22 protein-coding genes are annotated in these 17,303 nt (G+C 58.3%); 8 read left to right on the top strand and 14 right to left on the bottom strand.

Annotation, left to right across the window (positions count from 1 at the left end; genetic code table 11):
- Nucleotides 1–8: 8 nt before the first annotated feature.
- A complete protein-coding gene (locus ACYZTZ_RS27150; RefSeq protein WP_462000201.1) occupies nt 9–1,400 on the bottom strand; it encodes an SrfA family protein in 1,392 nt (463 codons plus the stop codon).
- Between the two features lie 266 nt (nt 1,401–1,666).
- On the opposite strand from ACYZTZ_RS27150, the gene ACYZTZ_RS27145 reads away from it, so the two are divergent.
- The gene (locus ACYZTZ_RS27145) at nt 1,667–2,881 is read left to right on the top strand and encodes an aldose 1-epimerase family protein (protein WP_462000200.1); all 1,215 of its coding nucleotides are present in this window, start codon (nt 1,667–1,669) and stop codon (nt 2,879–2,881) included.
- Between the two features lie 76 nt (nt 2,882–2,957).
- Here the strand turns inward: ACYZTZ_RS27145 and ACYZTZ_RS27140 are convergent, their stop codons facing one another.
- The 7 genes from ACYZTZ_RS27140 to ACYZTZ_RS27110 form a co-directional block, all read right to left on the bottom strand.
- The gene (locus tag ACYZTZ_RS27140) at nt 2,958–3,260 is read right to left on the bottom strand and encodes a hypothetical protein (RefSeq protein WP_462000199.1); all 303 of its coding nucleotides are present in this window, start codon (nt 3,258–3,260) and stop codon (nt 2,958–2,960) included.
- Nucleotides 3,247–3,825: a hypothetical protein gene (locus tag ACYZTZ_RS27135; protein ID WP_462000198.1), complete on the bottom strand. Its 579-nt coding sequence runs from the start codon at nt 3,823–3,825 to the stop codon at nt 3,247–3,249. The genes ACYZTZ_RS27140 and ACYZTZ_RS27135 overlap by 14 nt, the downstream gene beginning before the upstream one ends.
- 61 nt (nt 3,826–3,886) lie before the next feature.
- A complete protein-coding gene (locus ACYZTZ_RS27130; protein ID WP_462000197.1) occupies nt 3,887–5,380 on the bottom strand; it encodes a YifB family Mg chelatase-like AAA ATPase in 1,494 nt (497 codons plus the stop codon).
- Nucleotides 5,381–5,782: 402 nt separating this feature from the next.
- A complete protein-coding gene (locus ACYZTZ_RS27125; protein WP_462000196.1) occupies nt 5,783–5,953 on the bottom strand; it encodes a hypothetical protein in 171 nt (56 codons plus the stop codon).
- 34 nt (nt 5,954–5,987) lie between these two features.
- On the bottom strand, nt 5,988–6,446 hold the full coding sequence (locus tag ACYZTZ_RS27120; RefSeq protein ID WP_462000195.1) for an N-acetyltransferase: 459 nt from the start codon (nt 6,444–6,446) through the stop codon (nt 5,988–5,990).
- 282 nt (nt 6,447–6,728) lie between these two features.
- Nucleotides 6,729–7,250 (bottom strand): BRO-N domain-containing protein, encoded by a 522-nt coding sequence (locus ACYZTZ_RS27115; RefSeq protein WP_462000194.1) that lies wholly within the window; start codon nt 7,248–7,250, stop codon nt 6,729–6,731.
- Between the two features lie 439 nt (nt 7,251–7,689).
- Complete coding sequence (locus ACYZTZ_RS27110) at nt 7,690–7,950, bottom strand: accessory factor UbiK family protein (RefSeq protein ID WP_283182164.1); 261 nt, start codon at nt 7,948–7,950, stop codon at nt 7,690–7,692.
- Between the two features lie 418 nt (nt 7,951–8,368).
- On the opposite strand from ACYZTZ_RS27110, the gene glnK reads away from it, so the two are divergent.
- The 4 genes from glnK (at nt 8,369) to sutA (ending at nt 11,147) form a co-directional block, all read left to right on the top strand.
- A complete protein-coding gene (gene glnK / locus ACYZTZ_RS27105; RefSeq protein ID WP_002555808.1) occupies nt 8,369–8,707 on the top strand; it encodes a P-II family nitrogen regulator in 339 nt (112 codons plus the stop codon).
- 35 nt (nt 8,708–8,742) lie between these two features.
- Nucleotides 8,743–10,080 (top strand): ammonium transporter, encoded by a 1,338-nt coding sequence (locus tag ACYZTZ_RS27100; protein WP_462000193.1) that lies wholly within the window; start codon nt 8,743–8,745, stop codon nt 10,078–10,080.
- Between the two features lie 215 nt (nt 10,081–10,295).
- Nucleotides 10,296–10,721 (top strand): secondary thiamine-phosphate synthase enzyme YjbQ, encoded by a 426-nt coding sequence (locus ACYZTZ_RS27095; protein WP_008030499.1) that lies wholly within the window; start codon nt 10,296–10,298, stop codon nt 10,719–10,721.
- A gap of 102 nt (nt 10,722–10,823) precedes the next feature.
- The gene (gene sutA / locus ACYZTZ_RS27090; protein ID WP_046045079.1) at nt 10,824–11,147 is read left to right on the top strand and encodes a transcriptional regulator SutA; all 324 of its coding nucleotides are present in this window, start codon (nt 10,824–10,826) and stop codon (nt 11,145–11,147) included.
- A gap of 201 nt (nt 11,148–11,348) precedes the next feature.
- Here sutA and ACYZTZ_RS27085 read toward each other — a convergent pair whose 3' ends face one another.
- From ACYZTZ_RS27085 to lptM, 6 genes are read right to left on the bottom strand one after another with little or no spacing between them, the layout of a single operon-like run.
- Complete coding sequence (locus tag ACYZTZ_RS27085; protein ID WP_056738731.1) at nt 11,349–12,053, bottom strand: HAD family hydrolase; 705 nt, start codon at nt 12,051–12,053, stop codon at nt 11,349–11,351.
- Nucleotides 12,050–12,949 carry a tyrosine recombinase XerC gene (gene xerC / locus ACYZTZ_RS27080; protein ID WP_008150257.1) on the bottom strand — a complete coding sequence of 300 codons (900 nt, stop codon included), beginning with the start codon at nt 12,947–12,949 and terminating at the stop codon, nt 12,050–12,052. The genes ACYZTZ_RS27085 and xerC overlap by 4 nt, the downstream gene beginning before the upstream one ends.
- A gap of 2 nt (nt 12,950–12,951) precedes the next feature.
- The gene (locus tag ACYZTZ_RS27075) at nt 12,952–13,677 is read right to left on the bottom strand and encodes a DUF484 family protein (protein WP_046045082.1); all 726 of its coding nucleotides are present in this window, start codon (nt 13,675–13,677) and stop codon (nt 12,952–12,954) included.
- Between the two features lie 13 nt (nt 13,678–13,690).
- Nucleotides 13,691–14,521: a diaminopimelate epimerase gene (dapF, locus tag ACYZTZ_RS27070; protein ID WP_046045083.1), complete on the bottom strand. Its 831-nt coding sequence runs from the start codon at nt 14,519–14,521 to the stop codon at nt 13,691–13,693.
- 4 nt (nt 14,522–14,525) lie between these two features.
- Nucleotides 14,526–15,773, bottom strand: a complete 1,248-nt coding sequence (lysA, locus tag ACYZTZ_RS27065; protein ID WP_461962080.1) for a diaminopimelate decarboxylase — start codon at nt 15,771–15,773, stop codon at nt 14,526–14,528.
- A 9-nt stretch (nt 15,774–15,782) separates the two neighbouring features.
- The gene (lptM, locus tag ACYZTZ_RS27060) at nt 15,783–15,965 is read right to left on the bottom strand and encodes an LPS translocon maturation chaperone LptM (protein WP_046045085.1); all 183 of its coding nucleotides are present in this window, start codon (nt 15,963–15,965) and stop codon (nt 15,783–15,785) included.
- A 239-nt stretch (nt 15,966–16,204) separates the two neighbouring features.
- Here lptM and cyaY point away from each other — a divergent pair, with 239 nt between their 5' ends.
- The 3 genes from cyaY (at nt 16,205) to rnk (ending at nt 17,303) form a co-directional block, all read left to right on the top strand.
- Complete coding sequence (cyaY, locus tag ACYZTZ_RS27055) at nt 16,205–16,537, top strand: iron donor protein CyaY (protein ID WP_046045086.1); 333 nt, start codon at nt 16,205–16,207, stop codon at nt 16,535–16,537.
- A 4-nt stretch (nt 16,538–16,541) separates the two neighbouring features.
- Nucleotides 16,542–16,766, top strand: coding sequence for a DUF1289 domain-containing protein (locus tag ACYZTZ_RS27050; protein ID WP_082555745.1), 225 nt, complete (start codon nt 16,542–16,544; stop codon nt 16,764–16,766).
- Nucleotides 16,767–16,892: 126 nt separating this feature from the next.
- The gene (gene rnk, locus ACYZTZ_RS27045) at nt 16,893–17,303 is read left to right on the top strand and encodes a nucleoside diphosphate kinase regulator (protein ID WP_046045088.1); all 411 of its coding nucleotides are present in this window, start codon (nt 16,893–16,895) and stop codon (nt 17,301–17,303) included.

Here is a 17,303-nt window from a genome sequence, read left to right as displayed (position 1 = left end):
TTCCGTTTTTATTCGGCCACGTGCCGCATGGACATGGGGAATTGTTCTTTTCCGTAACCGCCGGTGCAGTCTGCGACTGTGGTCGCCCCTTTGCGGCAGTTGACCTTGGGCATGTCGTAAGTGCTGCCGTCGGCGCAGACGGCCTGGCCCTGACTGTCGATGGCCAGGCTGCCACCCTTCATAGTAGCGCTCACCGGCCCGCTGCATTTGGTGCCGTCGGCCTGGTGTACGGTGACTTCGCCCTTGCCGTCCTTGAGCTGGTATTCCAGACGCAGGGGTTTGCCGGTTCGGCGATCCTGAATACCGGCACCGGCGCGGAACTGACCGTCGAGGAACTTGGCGGCACCGTCGGCGGCGTTTGGCGGAATGCTCAGGGGAGGGCCGGGTTTTGCGGTGGCGGCGGGTTTTTCTGCCTCGGGCGATGTGATATCCGGTGGCGTGGTTTTGTTTTCGGGTGGCGCGGTTGGTGATTCGGCTGTCGGGTCTGCTGCCGGGTCTTTGGCGGGGTCTTGGGTCACGTCGGCGGGCGCTGCATCAGCCTCGTTGCCCTCGACGCCCGGCGCTTCCACGCCCTGGGTTCCGGTCACGGCGGTACCGGTGCCGCTTCCTGTGGTAGAGCCTACAACGGTGCTCGTCACCGGAACGCCGTTCAACGTCGTGACATTGCCAGTCAGTTTCGGCTCTTCCAGTTGTTTTTCCACCGGCACGATGCCCTCAGGCAGCAGGTCTACCGCCACCAACGGAATCGGGACGCAACCACGCAGACCCAGCAACAGCCACAAAAGCAGCAGCAGGAACGGCAGCAGCAACAGCCACCACCAGCGACGCCACCACGGACGAGCAACCACCGGCACGACGGGCGCAACTACAGGCGCGGCTTCGGCCACGGGGGGCAGCGTGAACGCGGGCGGAACTTGATAGAGGCAGTGCAGGGGATCGCGATTGCCGGTACCGGCATGCTCGAAACCCCAAAAGGTCAGCACCGGCTTGCCTTGCACCAGGTAGACGAAATTCTCGTCGGGGAAATGAATCACGCGCTTGAGCAGCTTGCCGAACACGGCTTTGTCGCCTTGCTGCTGTTCGCCGGAATCAGTGCCCAGGAAACGCTGGCTCAACTCCTCGAGCGCGGTCTTCAGCGCTTCGAGTTGGCGGCGGGCAGGGGCGCGTTCTTCTTCGGTCGCGCTGCTCCACGGGATCACATCGCCGTCGAGGCCGCTGTACCAGTCGATCTGGTTACCGAGTTCATCGCTTTGAGGGATGGCCAGATGATCGACCATTTCAGGATTCTTTCGGCGAATGGCTTCGCGCAATTGCAGGGCTGCCCGGTAGACCGGTTGACCTGTTTCGCCCAGGGCAGTGAATGACCCGCTCTTACCGCTGCGTAATAGTGCCCCGCGCATTCAAACTCCATATGTTCTGTTGCGCAAAAATGACAGACAAAGGTGTCTGTTCTTGCTCCTGCAATTAGCGGGCGACCTTAATGTCATAATGATGTCGCCGTCAATCAGCCGGAGGTCCAAAACCGTATGAGACTAGCGTAAGCGTGCGGAGGTTGCATGGGGTCAATTTAAATTCGCTTGGGATGGCTCGGGTGTACGCTTTTTAAGCTTGCTGAATCGTTTCATCAGCGCTATAAAAAATACACAACTCCAAGAAAGGCTTACCCATGAATCCGCTCAAACTCATCGTTGCCTTTGGCGCGCTGTCCGCTGCTTCCCATGCCATGGCCTGGGATTACGTCCTGCTCGACAGCGACAAAGCTTCCCAAAACTGGCAGATCACCAGCCAACAACTGGGGGTAAAAACCGGCAAACCCTTCTCCGTGACCCTGCGCACCTTGCACGGCGGTCGGCAGGAGGGCGTCAGCATCGTCGACATCGATAACGGCACGATGAAACTCTCGGTGGTGCCGACCCGCGGGATGAACGTCCTCCAGGCGTCGGTCGGTAATGTGCGCATGGGTTGGGATTCGCCGGTCAAGGACGTGGTCAATCCGTCCTTCATCGAACTCAACGGTCGCGGCGGGCTGGGCTGGCTTGAGGGCTTTAACGAACTGGTCGCCCGCTGCGGCTACGAGTGGGTTGGTCACCCCGGCATGGATAACGGTGAACTGCTGACGCTCCACGGCCGCGCCGCCAACATCCCGGCCAGCAAAGTCACGTTGCACATCGATGAAAAAGCGCCTTACGCCATCAGCCTGCGTGGCGAACTGAAAGAGCAGGCGTTCAAGAAAGTCGACTTTTCCGTCGCGACCGAACTGGTCACCGAGCCCGGCAGCGTAGCGTTTGCCCTCAACGACACCCTGACCAACAACGGCGATTATCCGAAGGAATACCAAGCGCTGTACCACAGCAACTTCAGCACCCCATTCCTGGAGCAGGGCGCACGCTTTGTTGCACCGGTGAAACAGGTCTCGCCGTTCAATGACAAGGCAAAAGTGGATCTGCCGGACTGGCAAACCTACCGCGCACCGACCAAGGACTATGACGAGACGGTTTACAACGTTGTGCCTTATGGCGATGCCAAGGGTGACACGTTGACCGTGCTGCATAACAAGGCCGGCAGCCTTGGGGTTTCGGTGGGTTTCAATACTCAACAGTTGCCGGTGTTCTCCCTGTGGAAAAACACGGACACACAAGGGCAGGGGTATGTGACCGGGTTGGAGCCGGGGACGAGTTTTTCTTACAACCGCCGGTATCAGCGGCCACTGAATCTGGTGCCAACGATTGCTGCCAAGGAGCAGAAGCAGTTCCAGATCAGCTACAGCTTGCTGGCGGATAAAGGGGCTGTGGAAAAGGCGTTGAAGACGGTGAGTGATATTCAAGGTGGGCGGGAAACTGAGGTTCGGCAGGCGCCGTTGGTGGATTTGGCCAAGGAGTAAGCGGCCTTTCTCTATCGATCGACAGATGCTAGATGAGCAGTGATGCTGCCTGTGGTGTTCACTGCTCATTGATGGGTCAAAAGGGAAGTCTCATTTTTGAGGCTTGTGCGGCATCAAACAATCGCCGGATGAAATCGAAGTCATTCCAGGTTTGATTGGTATAAAACCGGTACTCCTTGTCTTCGATATCATCGAAGTAATAGATGACGTACTCCGCATATTTTTCATCGGAGTTGAAGCTGTAACGTAATGAAAGGGAAAAGGCTTTTTCTTTGAGTTTCACAAGCGAGTTATTGTCATCATAACTCCAGGAGAATTCGCCTTGCTCCGTTCTCGCTGTAAGCGTTTTGACAAAATCGAGAAATTTAGGCGGTAACATATTGTCGCCCTCTGGCCGGGTTAACCTTTTCAAGGTTCTCTTTGATGTTTTCGAGATTGTGATGAATAAATATTCGGGTCGATTTCTCAAGCCGAGCGCTTGCTGACGTGAAAATTCCTTTTCTGATCGCGGTTTCAGTTTCTCCAAGGATATTGTCAATCCTTTCAAACTCCTGACCTGTGCCAGGTATTTTGGCAAATAGAATCCTGAAATGCTGATAGCACTTCAGCGCCAATTGATAGTTTTCGGTATCCACATAACCTGCTGTCTCATTGAGCGTCGCAAGGCATTCGCTTACGGCTGAGGCGCCCTCTACAGCTTTAGCGTCCTTGAGCACTCTGTTGGCTTCTGCGCTGATGCTCCGTGAGTAACGAACACTGTGCAAAACTTCAGATATTGAAATGATGAGCGCGACGATGGTTATCACCGTGCCAACGTAGGAAAAATTATTCAGGGATGTCGGAGAGCCGACAACGATTTTTTGCTGCAGCAGCGCCGTCCAAACGATGGCAATGCTTATCAAGCAATAGACGAATCTGATCCAATGACTTTTTAATAACTCCATGTATTACTGATGCTCTCTCTGAAAGTGATCTGCATGAATGAATTGTGCGAATAGCCATCGGTTACGCTGAGGCAGGTCGATATTGCAACGCTTCTGCCAAGTGTTCGCGGGTAATTGCATCGAGTTGTTCAAGGTCTGCCAACGTACGGGCAACCTTTAGTAGGCGGTGGGCTGCTCTCAGCGACAAGGTCAATCGCTCACAGGCCGTTTCCAGCCAGGTCTCATCGGTTGTGGATAACTTGCAGTGTTGGCGCAGGCCCGGCAGATCAAGGAAAGCGTTCGCGCAGCCCTGGCGTTTTTGTTGTCGCTCTCGTGCGTCGGCGACCAGTAATGCGGCGGTGGCGGTGTCGTCACCGGGTTTGCGCGCAGGGTTCAACGCCGTGGCTTCCCGGGCGACGGTCAGGTGCAGGTCGATTCGGTCCAGCAACGGCCCCGACAGTTTGTTGCGGTAGCGCTGGACCATGTCCGGCGTACAACTGCATTTGCCACTGGGTTCGCCAAGATATCCACAGGGGCACGGGTTCATCGCGGCCACTAACTGAAAGCGGGCCGGAAACCTCACTCGATCCTTGGCGCGGGAAATCACGATGTGGCCGGACTCCAGGGGCTCCCTTAAGACTTCCAACACCTTGCGATCGAATTCCGGGAGTTCATCGAGGAACAGAACGCCATGGTGGGCGAGGGTGATTTCGCCGGGCTGCGGTTTTGAGCCGCCGCCGACCAATGCGGCCCCGGACGCGGAGTGGTGGGGCTGGCGGAAAGGTCGTTGTGGCCAGTGGCTCAACGGCACGCAACTGGAAACTGACTGGATCGCCGCGACCTCCAGCGCCTCATTTTCAGCCAGCGGCGGTAACAATCCCGGAAGACGGCTCGCCAACAACGTTTTCCCAGTCCCCGGCGGCCCACTGAACAGCAGGTTATGTGCCCCTGCCGCCGCAATCAGCAAAGCACGCTTGGCTGAGAGTTGCCCCTGCACTTCATTGAGGTCGGGATAGGGTTTGCTGGCGTAGAGCAAACCATTGGAAATGTAAGGCTCGACAGGTGTGTGCCCATTAAAGTGCGCGACCGCCTCCAGTAAATGATCCACCGCGATCACCTTAAGTCCCGAGGCAAGGCAAGCTTCTTCAGCATTTGCCCGCGGCACCATTAGCGATCGCCCGGCCTTGCGCGCCGCCAGCGCCGCCGGCAATACGCCACGCACAGCTCGTACAGCGCCTGACAGGGCCAGCTCTCCCAGACATTCCACATCATCCAGCGTCAAGGTCGGCACCTGCACGCTGGCCGACAGAATCCCCAAGGCAATCGCCAGATCAAATCGTCCGCCGTCCTTCGGCAAATCCGCCGGGGCAAGATTCAGCGTGATGCGCCGCGCAGGGAATTGCAGGCCCGAATTGATGATCGCACTTCGAACCCGGTCTTTGCTTTCCTTCACTGCTGCTTCGGGCAAACCGACCATGGTCAGCGATGGCAACCCGTTGGCCAAATGGACTTCGACGGTAACGGCGGGCGCATCCACGCCAATCTGGGCACGGCTGTGAACGATGGAGAGAGACATGGTCGTTCCTTGAGCTGACAGAGAACCGCTTCCTGCGGTTTTTTGAAGAGTAGTCGGGTCGCGTGACGGCACAGGCACCAAACTTTCGCAGGATGTTGCGAGTGTCTTTCTAGTTGGTGAAGCGTAAGCGAGTGTGGAGTACCGACGTAATCAGTCGCGGGATGAGGTTTTTGTAGGACGTTGCCTGGAACAATGAAGGACATCGGCGAAAGCTAAATTGAAGGCGAAAAAAAACCGCCTTGAGGAGACGGTTTTTTATTTGCAGGCTTCGGTGAGGCCGAAGCCTGTGTTTCCTCAACAGATACACCCACGACGGGAAGCCTATTCAAATTTGATCATCCGGGCAAGCGTCAATAAGGATCTGCTGATGGTCGGCGTTAACAACAACGACGGGGAGTCTAATCAGACTCGTGCACCTGCAAGCAAGCCATCAGGTTCAAGTTCTTTGCCATACGTTGCCGCCACTTTAAAAAAGCGATGTTGGCTGGTAGAAACGTTTCCCGCTAAACGGAGCGCCTCGGCATGGTACTCAGCGATCATTAACGGCTTCGCTTTTTGCTTTTTGCGTTTCATAGACACCTCGCGTGCCTGGATGAGTGGATTGATCTTATTGGTCGTCTAGTGAAAAGACAAGGCGGTTGGTTTTGTCAAAAACGAATCCAAGTTTTTGATAGTAGGAGATGGCGCCTGGGTCAGGTTCTTGTACCTCAATCTCATCGCAGCCCAGCATCCGCGCATAAAATTCCGTAGCCCTCAATGCAATTGGAGCGATCCAGCCCCGCAAAGGGTGGGTGTTTCTTGTATGTCCCTGTAAAAGCACAATTTTTATGCAGATAGTGCTTTCACGCGGAGTCGCATAGCACAAGCCACAGAGCTCTTCTTCATACCAGATGGCCAGATCCAGTCCCCTTGCATCCTTTCGCTTCCATTCCGGGATGCATTCCCACGGGTACGGGATCACTTCTTCCCACAGATGACAGGAGTTGATGGCAGCCAGGGTGATCGGATCGAGCCTGAGTGCTGAGACGTTGATTCCTGCGGCACGAATGTCAGGATCATAGGACATGGCTTCGCAAGTAAGATCTCGAGCATCAGACTTGAATATTTGAATGCGGAGTTCCGTGCCTTTTCCTTTTCTTCTCATCGCTTTTGTACTGTTGAAATCGAGGCGAAGAAGGTAACGGACGCGGACATGGTCACGTAATCAGGCGCAGGAGCGGGCTACTGTAGGACCGTACTTAGATGAATGAAGGACGTCAGAAGCACAGCGTGTGGAATTGGGTTTGGTTATGGAAAGGACTACGTTTGGCGCGCAGCAAACGTAGTCAATAGAAGGTGCATTTGGGTGTTAAAACGATTGCAGCATCCGCGAAGCACGCTTCCACCAAGGCGCATTGACCGTACGTTTTGACTCCTCCTGATCAGGTAGTACGTGTGGCACATCCTGTAACCGAATCCACGGTTGGTTATTCCAGTGCAGCAAACTCAGCGACATTTCCGGCCAGTTCAGCAGGCTCAGTATTGGGCGTTCGGTTGAGGTGGGTTGCTGGGCGTCTCTCAGGGCTGGGACCACGTCGTGGGTCAGCCATTCGCGCAGGCCTCGGTATTCCGGGCAGTAGTGATAGACCAGTAACGCGTAGACGCCGGATTCGCTGATCAGCAGGGTGTTTTCGATGCTGCCGTGGATGAGCATTCGTAATGTTTGGTGTTGATCGGGATCGAGTTTGCGGACGGCGCGTTCGTCGAGGAAAAGACGAAGCAGACGGCCTAAGTCTCGGGCGCTGAACCAAGGCTGGTTTTCGATCAAAAGCGCGTGAAGGTGGAGTTTGTGGCGGATGAAGACGTGAGGGATTAGATAGTTTTCTTCCATGGTGCAGCTCCCGGATGCGAATGAAGGAAACTGCCTCTGATCGTCGCCAAACGAAAAGGGTGGCAGCTATGCGCGGGTTGGCGAACCGGTGCATCCGGAAACCGGCAGACCCGAAGGTCTCCCACGCATAGCCACCATAATTCGAGATGGGGATAATTCCCTGGTTCGAACGTGGTCGCGATGCGTTTAGATGCTATCCGGGTCGCCAAACCCAGTGCTGAACATTCAGCAGAGGGTGAGCTTAGGAACCTGGGCGTCACGGCGCTATCGGACGGTGGTGGTGATCTTTGTAGGACGTTGCCGGGATTTTTGAGCGCTAAAAGATCAAAAGATCGCAGCCTTCGGCAGCTCCTACAGTTGAATCTGAAGGTCGTTCCGACCTTATCGCGAGCAGGCTCGCTCCCACAGTGGATTGGGTTTCACCGTGGGATCTGTGGTGTTACTCGACCGGTGGATTTAGCTTCGCTTCAAGCTCCGCAACCTTCGCCTCAAGACTTTCCAGCCGTGCCCGCGTCCGTGCCAGCACGACCATCTGACTATCAAACTCTTCCCGGCTCACCAGGTCCAGCTTGCTGAAGCCGCTCTGCAACAGAGCCTTGAACTGGCTTTCGATTTCGCTTTTCGGCAGTGGGGTATCGCCGCTGAAGAGGCGGGAGGCGGTGCCGCTCAGGGCATCGAGGAAGTCTTTGGGCGCGAGCATGGGAAATGTCCTGTCAACAATGGCGGGCAGTGTATCACGCAGTGTCTATAGTCAATCTCGCGGTCAGGGGTGCACGCTTTTCGCGCATGGTGACGGGCGGCCGCGCACTGTTGTTGTGCGTATCCGTCGGGCCATTTGCGCGAAGCAGCTTGCAGCAGCGGCCAAAGGCTTGAAATCAGTGGGTTTTGGCGAGATGGCAAGCTTTCTGCTTAGTCGGTAGTGACCCATGCACTGATGCAGTCGCTGTGACGAATGCAGTGCGCCAAGCGGAACGGGGGAAGTGTTTCGTGCGGAGTGGTTAGCAGGCGTCGGACGGGCAGGTAAGGCCGACGATGCGTTACAAAGCCAGGCACTGCGCTTAGACTTGAGTCGGGTTTGTTTTCCTGGGGCAAGTCCACCAATTCGGGAGAGAGTTTTCATGAAGCTAGTCACTGCCATCATCAAGCCGTTCAAACTGGACGACGTACGCGAGTCGCTGTCCGAGATCGGCGTGCAGGGCATTACCGTTACTGAAGTCAAAGGCTTCGGTCGGCAGAAGGGTCACACCGAGCTGTATCGCGGCGCGGAATACGTGGTCGATTTCCTGCCAAAGGTGAAGATCGATGTCGCCATTGACGACAAGGATCTTGACCGGGTTATCGAGGCGATAACCAAGGCTGCCAACACCGGCAAGATCGGGGACGGCAAGATCTTCGTGGTCAATCTGGAACAGGCGATTCGCATCCGTACCGGCGAAACCGATACCGACGCAATCTAAGCCGCCACAAACCCAACGCCCCAGGAGAAAACAATATGACTCTGCGTAAATTCGCAGGGCTAGGAGCCCTGTTGTCCCTCGTAATGCCCAGCCTGGCTATGGCGGCAGACGAAGTGGCGGCCCCAGTCCTCAATTCCGGCGACACTGCCTGGATGATGACCTCGACAGCCCTCGTGCTGTTCATGACCATTCCCGGTCTCGCGCTGTTCTACGGCGGCATGGTTCGCTCCAAAAACATTCTTTCCGTGATGATGCAGTGCTTTGCCATTACCGGTCTGATCAGCATCCTGTGGGTCATTTATGGCTACAGCATCGCGTTCGACACCACCGGGATGGAACAGGGCGTCATCAACTTCAACTCGTTCTTCGGTGGCATGGGCAAGGCGTTCCTCGCCGGTGTTACGCCAGCGAGCCTGACCGGCCCTGCGGCGCTGTTCCCTGAAGCGGTGTTCGTCACCTTCCAGATGACCTTCGCCATCATCACCCCTGCGCTGATCGTCGGTGCCTTCGCCGAGCGGATGAAGTTCTCCGCCATGCTGATCTTCATGGGCGTCTGGTTCACCCTGGTTTATGCACCCATCGCGCACATGGTCTGGTCCGGTAACGGCGGCCTGTTGTGGGACTGGGGCGTGCTGGACTTCGCCGGCGGCACCGTGGTGCACATCAACGCCGGTGTGGCCGGTCTGATTGCGTGCCTGGTACTGGGCAAGCGCAAAGGTTTCCCGACCACCCCGATGGCGCCGCACAACCTCGGTTACACCCTGATGGGCGCCGCGATGCTGTGGGTAGGTTGGTTCGGCTTCAACGCCGGTTCCGCCGCTGCGGCCAACGGCACGGCCGGTATGGCGATGCTGGTGACCCAGATCGCAACCGCTGCCGCTGCATTGGGCTGGATGTTCGCCGAGTGGATCACTCACGGCAAACCAAGTGCCCTGGGTATCGCTTCGGGTGTTGTGGCCGGTCTGGTTGCAATCACGCCAGCCGCTGGCACCGTGGGCCCGATGGGCGCTCTGGCCATCGGTCTGGCAGCCGGCGTGGTGTGCTTCTTCTGCGCCACCACCCTGAAACGCAAACTCGGCTATGACGACTCCCTGGACGCCTTCGGCGTGCACGGTATCGGCGGTATCCTCGGCGCGATCCTGACCGGTGTCTTCGCTGCACCGTCGCTGGGTGGCTTCGGCACCGTCACCGACATCGCCGCACAAGTCTGGATTCAGTGCAAAGGCGTGGGCTTCACGGTGATCTACACCGCGATCGTCACCTTCATCATCCTCAAGGTGCTGGACGCTGTCATGGGTCTGCGTATCACTGAAGAAGAAGAGGCCGTCGGCATCGATCTGGCACTTCACAACGAACGCGGCTACAACTTGTAAGTACGCGCACAAAAAAACTTGCCCGGCTTGCCGGGCATTTTTTTGTCTGGAGTTTGTCAGTGAAGGAACTGCTGAAAGGTTTTTTCGTACACGTTTAGTGGCGTTTACGACGGGCGTTTTTCTGCGGCCAATGGCTTACATGATAGAAGGAATATTAGGGCCTTTGTTTTTTCCCAGAGCGCGCTAGAATGCGCCCCGAACGTGCGGAGAACTGTATGTGGCAACAGACTCTGATTACCCTGCGGGCGAGGCCCCGGGGCTTTCATCTGGTAACGGACGAGTTACTCGCCGGCCTGCCTGAACTCAAGGCATGTCGGGTCGGTCTGTTGCATTTGTGGCTGCAGCATACCTCGGCGTCGTTGACCATCAACGAGAACGCCGATCCGGCGGTACGTCGCGACTTCGAACGATTTTTCAATCGTCTGATCCCACAAGGAACAGACGGCTATGAGCATAACGACGAAGGCCTGGACGACCTCCCGGCGCACTTCAAGGCCAGCGTGCTTGGCTGTCAGCTCAGTTTGCCGATTTCGGCAGGCCGACTGGCGCTGGGGACCTGGCAAGGCGTTTATCTGGGCGAGCACCGTGATTTTGGCGGTGCCCGTAAAGTCCTCGCCACCGTGCACGGTGAAGAGGCATAAACCGCTGGTTGCCAGCGGTTGTAGAATTTTTTCCGGCGGCCTTCGACAGACGGCGAAGCTGGGCTATAACTAATCTGCTTTTCGCAAGTCATGAGGTAGAACATGAGCGACGATGATCTGGAAAACGACGACCTCGAAGTAGGCGACGACGACGAAACCGAAGAAGGTCTGGAAACAGCAGCGGAAGACGTTGCTGACGACGATGGCGGTGAAGCGCCCGTTCCGACCGCCAAAGGCAAAGCCAAGGCAGCGGTATCGGTCGATGAGCTGCCGAGCGTCGAAGCGAAAAACAAGGAGCGTGATGCTCTGGCGCGGGCCATGGAAGAGTTCCTGGCCAAGGGCGGCAAGGTGCAGGAAGTGGAGGCCAATGTGGTCGCCGATCCGCCCAAGAAGCCTGACAACAAGTACGGCAGCCGGCCTATCTGAGCCTGCTACTTGCTTGCTGAAAAAGCCCGCCGTCGCTGCGGGCTTTTTCATGGGTGGAACAAAAGCCTTGGGCCTGTGTCGATCCCCTGTGGGAGTGAGCCTGCTCGCGATAGCGGTGTGTCAGGCAATATAAATACTGAATGTCACTCCGCTATCGCGAGCAGGCTCACTCCCACAAGGGGAATATCGGTGATCTAAGGGTTAGTGTTGGGCGTTCCACAGGGCCAACAACGCCGGCAACTCGCTCAGGCTGCGAATTTCGGCATCCGGTGCCTTCTCGGCTTCCCAAACCTTGCCCGCCGGGTTAAACCAGATCGCCCGCAATCCCGCCTGCTGGGCGCCGGCAATGTCGTCACCCGGATGATCGCCGATATGCACGGCCGTCTCGGCCGTCGCACCACCACGCTGCAACGCCTCATGAAACAGTCGCGCATCCGGTTTGCCGATGCCGATGTCTTCGGCGCACAAGGCAAACTTGAAGTAATCCGCCAGCCCTAACCGACGCACATCGGCGTTGCCATTGGTGACCACGCCGAGGGCGTAGTGATTGGCCAGCGTCTCCAGGGTCGGTTGCACCTCCGGGAAGATTTCCAGCTGATGCCGCGCATGCAGAAACACTTCAAAGCTCTGATCGGCCAGGTCTGAGGCCTGATCATGGTCGTAACCGGCCTCTTCCAGCGCATGGAACAAGACTCGGCGGCGCAGGGCGCTGATGCGGTGCTTGAGGCCCGGCTCACTGCTCAGGATCCGTTCGCGAATCGCCCACAAATGCTCCACCGGCACTGCGCCCAGATTCGGTGCATGCTCGGTCAGCCATTCACGCAATACGGCTTCGGCGCTGACGATCACCGGGGCGGTATCCCACAGGGTGTCGTCGAGGTCGAAGGTGATTAATTGAATTCTCATGACTCATCGCCTTTGATGCGTTTGGCCCGTGGATGGGCGCTGTCGTAAACCGTCGCCAAATGCTGGAAGTCAAGGTGGGTGTAGATCTGGGTGGTTTTGATGTCCGAGTGGCCGAGCAACTCCTGAACCGCCCGCAAATCCTGGGACGACTCCAGCAAATGGCTGGCGAAGGAGTGCCGCAGCATGTGCGGATGCAGGTTCTGCCCCAGTTCGCGCTCGCCAGCGGCTTTAACCCTCACCTGAATCGCCCGTGGGCCGAGGCGCCGGCCTTGCTGGCTGACAAACACCGCGTCGTCCGCAGGGTTGGTCATGGCCCGCAGCGGCAGCCACAACTCAAGTGCTTCTCGAGCTTTTTTGCCGACCGGCAGCAGTCGGGTCTTGCTGCCCTTGCCGAGCACTTGAACCATACCGTCAGCCAGATCCAGCTGATCCAGATTGAGTCCGGTCAGTTCCGACAACCGCAAACCCGAGGAATAGAACAGCTCCAGGATTGCTTGATCCCGACGCGCCAGGAAATCATCCTCCACCGCGCCCTCAAGCAGTTGCAGCGCACGGTCGGTGTCGAGGGTTTTTGGCAGCCGTCGTTCGCCCTTGGGCGGCGCCAGGCCGTTGGCCGGGTCGTGGTCGCAGAGGCCTTCGCGGTTCAGATAGTGATAGAGCCCGCGCACCGCCGACAGCAGCCGCGCCAGGCTGCGTGAAGATTGGCCCTGTGAGTGCAGGCGAGCGATCAGGCTGCGCAGACGCTGGATGTCCAGGGCCGCCCAACTGCTGATGTTCTGTTTGACGCACCAGCCCAGCACTTTGTCGAGGTCACGGCGGTAGGCGTACAGCGTGTGAGGCGACACCTGCCGCTCACTGCGCAAGTGTTCGCAGTAAGCGTCCAGTTGCCGTTCCATCATCAGCGTACCGAGCGCAGGGAGGTGTTGACCCGTGGCAGCACGCGGCCCATGACTTCGGCGATGTAGCTGAGGAACAGCGTGCCCACCGAGCTCTTGTAGTGCTGCGGGTCACGGCTGGCGATGGCCAGGACGCCGTGGATGCCTTGGTAGCTGATGGCGACGACGGCGGTGGAACCGATCTGCTTGCGCTGTTCTTCGCCAAACAGGAAGTCCAGTTCGTGTTCACGCAGGCTGCCGCTGACGCTTTTGTCTTCCGAGAGCAAGCCGCCGATGGCTGTTTGCGCGTCGGCATGCGTGACCCAACGGCCGACCGGCATCGGGTTGTCACCCAGCAGGATCAGGCTGACGAAGGGCACCTGGAAGTCCTGGCGCAGACTGTCTTCGACACTGATCACCACATCTTCCAGGCTGGTGGCGTCCATCAGCGCGAGAATCAGGCGGCGGGTCTTGTCGAAGAGGCGGTCGTTGTCGCGGGCCACGTCCATCAAGTGCGAGAGGCGATGACGCAGCTCGATATTGCGGTCGCGCAGGATGCTCATCTGGCGTTCGACCAGCGAAATGGTGTCGCCGCGCTGGTGCGGAATGCGCAAGGTTGCGAGCAGTTCTTCATGTTCGACGAAGAAATCCGGATGAGCCTCCAGGTACGCGGCAATCGCCGCCGCCTCAAGGCTTTCGGAAGGGGATTCGTCGGGCTGTAGGGCGGGAACCTGGGGCTTATCTTTCATGGATTCGACTCTCTCAAAGACGCACTTGTCCTTCATAAACGCGCACTGCCGGGCCAGTCATCATGACCGGTTGGCCAGGGCCTGCCCATTCAATGGACAGACGCCCGCCGGGCAGGTCGATCAAAAGCGGCGAATCCATCCACCCCTGGCTGATCGCGGCCACTGCGGCAGCGCAGGCGCCGGTTCCGCAAGCCTGGGTTTCCCCGGTCCCGCGTTCCCAGACGCGCAGCTGCGCGCGGCTCCGGTCGATGACCTGGAGAAAACCGACATTGACCCGCGCCGGGAAGCGCGGATGGTTTTCGATTTTCGGCCCCAGTTCATGCACCGGTGCATTGTTGATGTCGCTGACCCGCAGCACGGCATGGGGGTTGCCCATGGACACGGCGGCCAGGTCGACCAGGGTGCCGTCGACGTCAACCTGATAGCTCGTGGCCTGCTCCGGTGCTTCAAATGGAATCTCGGCCGGCACCAGGCGCGGTGCGCCCATGTTGACACCGATCTGCCCGTCGCTGCGGATATCCAGTTCGATGATGCCGCTTTTGGTCTCGACGCGGATCTGCCGCTTCGCGGTGAGGCGCTTGTCGAGCACGAAGCGAGCGAAACAGCGCGCACCGTTGCCGCACTGTTCCACTTCGGAGCCGTCGGCGTTGAAGATCCGGTAGCGGAAATCCACGTCCGGGTTGCTGGGCGCTTCGACGATCAGCAACTGGTCGAAACCGATACCCGTATGCCGATCGCCCCATTGCTTGGCGTGTTTGGGCAGGATGTGCGCATGCTGGCTGACCAGGTCAAGGACCATGAAGTCATTGCCCAGGCCGTGCATCTTGGTAAAACGCAGCAGCATGGGTTTACTCCGGCAGCAGGCTTTCGCCAGCAAACAACTCGGCTACCGTCTCACGGCGACGCACTTCAAATGCCTGATCACCGTCCACCAACACTTCAGCGGCACGGCCGCGGGTGTTGTAGTTGGAACTCATGACAAACCCGTAGGCACCGGCCGAATGCACGGCCAGCAGGTCGCCTTCTTCCAGGGCCAACTCACGATCCTTGGCCAGGAAGTCGCCGGTCTCGCAGATCGGCCCGACGATGTCGTAGGCACGGGCAGCGGAAGTGCGCGGGCGCACGGCGGTGACGTCCATCCAGGCCTGGTACAGCGCCGGGCGGATCAGGTCGTTCATGGCCGCGTCGACGATGGCGAAGTCTTTGTGTTCGGTGTGCTTGAGGTACTCGACCTGGGTCAGCAGCACGCCGGCGTTGGCGACGATGAAGCGGCCCGGCTCGAACACCAGCGCCAGGTCACGACCGTCGAGACGCTCGCGCACGGCTTTGATGTAGTCGGCAGCCAATGGCGGCTCTTCATCGCGATAACGCACGCCCAAACCACCACCGAGATCGATGTGGCGCAGGTAAATGCCGCAGTCGCCGAGGCGGTCGACCAGGCCCAGCAGGCGGTCGAGGGCGTCGATGAAGGGTGGCAGGGTGGTCAGTTGCGAACCGATGTGGCAGTCGACACCGACCACTTCCAGGTTTGGCAGTTGGGCGGCGCGGATGTACACGTCTTCGGCGTCAGCGATGGCGATGCCGAACTTGTTCTCTTTAAGACCGGTGGAAATGTACGGGTGAGTGCCGGCGTCGACATCCGGGTTCACGCGCAGCGAGATCGGCGCGCGAACGCCCAGCTCGGCGGCGACCACTTGCAGGCGTTCCAGCTCATCGGTGGATTCGACGTTGAAGCAGTGCACGCCGACTTCCAGGGCACGACGCATGTCGTCACGGGTCTTGCCGACACCGGAGAAGACGATCTTGTCGGCGCTGCCGCCAGCGGCCAGTACGCGTTCCAGCTCGCCACGGGAGACGATGTCGAAACCGGCGCCCAAACGCGCCAGGACATTCAGAACGCCCAGGTTGGAGTTGGCCTTGACCGCAAAGCAGACCAGGTGCGGCATGCCGGCCAGCGCATCGGCGTAAGCCAGGTACTGGGCTTCGATGTGCGCACGGGAGTAGACGTAGGTCGGTGTGCCAAAGCGTTCGGCGATGGCGGACAGGGCAACACCTTCCGCGAACAGCTCGCCGTCACGGTAGTTAAAAGCGTCCATGGCGTTCCCTTATTGGTAGACGTCGTGCTTGTGTGCTTTCGACGGGCTCTTTTGCGAGGACTGAGCTTGCTCGGCAGGATCCTGGGAATCGTCAGGCAGGTACAGCGGGCCTTTTTGACCACAGGCCGATAATAAGCTGACAAAAGCGGCGAGCGAAGCGAGCGCAGCAAGGGAAGAGATCAGGCGCTTCATGGCGAAATCCTTGAAAATGCATTAATTGCGCCGGAGTATACCGGCCACCCGGCAGCTTGCCTATGCGACGGGGCTCCCGTCCGGCGGGGCTTGAACCGTAGCGCGGTAACTTATCCTGCGCCGTACGTGGATATTTCGTAACGCTATCGGGCCCTTGATCGTTATCCTTTGCAATCACCGGGGCTCGCCCGTATCTTGCGGCGCTTGAGCGTGAGTAGACACTTTTTGAGGTTCCCGCAATGAGTTTGACTGAAGCCCGTTTCCACGACCTGGTCGATGCCACCCAGCAGACGCTGGAAGATATTTTTGACGAGTGTGACCTGGATATCGATCTGGAGAGCTCGGCCGGTGTGCTCACCGTCAAGTTCGAAAACGGCAGCCAGTTGATCTTCAGTCGTCAGGAGCCGCTGCGGCAGCTGTGGCTGGCGGCCGTTTCCGGTGGTTTCCACTTCGATTACGACGAAGAGAGCGAGCGCTGGATGTGCGACAAGAGCGAAGAACAGCTGGGCGAAATGCTTGAGCGCATCGTCAAGCAGCAAGCTGACGCCGAGCTCGATTTCGAAGGTCTGTGAAATCGTGACCCAGCCTGCGCCCGTTCGTCCGCCAAAACCGCTCTACAGCAATGTCAGCCCGGCGGTGGCTTCGCCGTGCAGCGGTGTGTGTCGGCTGGATGAGCAGAAGGTCTGCCTTGGGTGTTTTCGCCATGTCGAAGACATCCGCGAATGGCGCTCGGCCGATGACGATCGGCGGCGGGTGATCTGCGCCCAGGCTGCACAGCGCAAACAGGTCGGCGGGGCCTGACTTGTATATTTATTGAGCTGTGATAGTGTCGAGAAACGCCTCAACCCATCGAGGCTCGTGAAAACCCCGCCTTTTTCTGGCGGGGTTTTGCTTTTTCTGTGCAGAAGAAAGGAGTCTGCCCAAATCATGACCGCACCTTCAATCACCCTTACCCGTCTGGACGTGCAACGTCTGGAACGCCTGATCGACAGCCTGGATGACACGCTGCCGGGCGTTATCGCGCTGCAAACCGAACTGGACCGCGCCGATACCCTGGTCGGTCACGATGAAGTACCCGCCGATGTCGTGACCATGAATTCCCGTGTGCATTGCCGCGAAGAAGGCAGCGGCAAGGACTATCACCTGACGCTGGTTTACCCCAAAGACGCCAATGCCGACGAAGGCAAGATTTCCATTCTGGCGCCAGTGGGCAGCGCGCTGCTCGGCCTTAAGGTTGGTCAGCACATCGACTGGCCGGCTCCGGGCGGCAAGACGCTCAAACTGACCCTGCTGGAAGTCGAATCGCAGCCGGCCGAGGGCGGCCACTTTCCGGAATAA

The sequence above is a fragment of the Pseudomonas sp. LB3P58 genome (assembly GCF_054897895.1).
The sequence above is the reverse complement of the archived record's forward strand: the minus strand, read 5'-3'. Positions and strand labels throughout refer to the sequence as shown.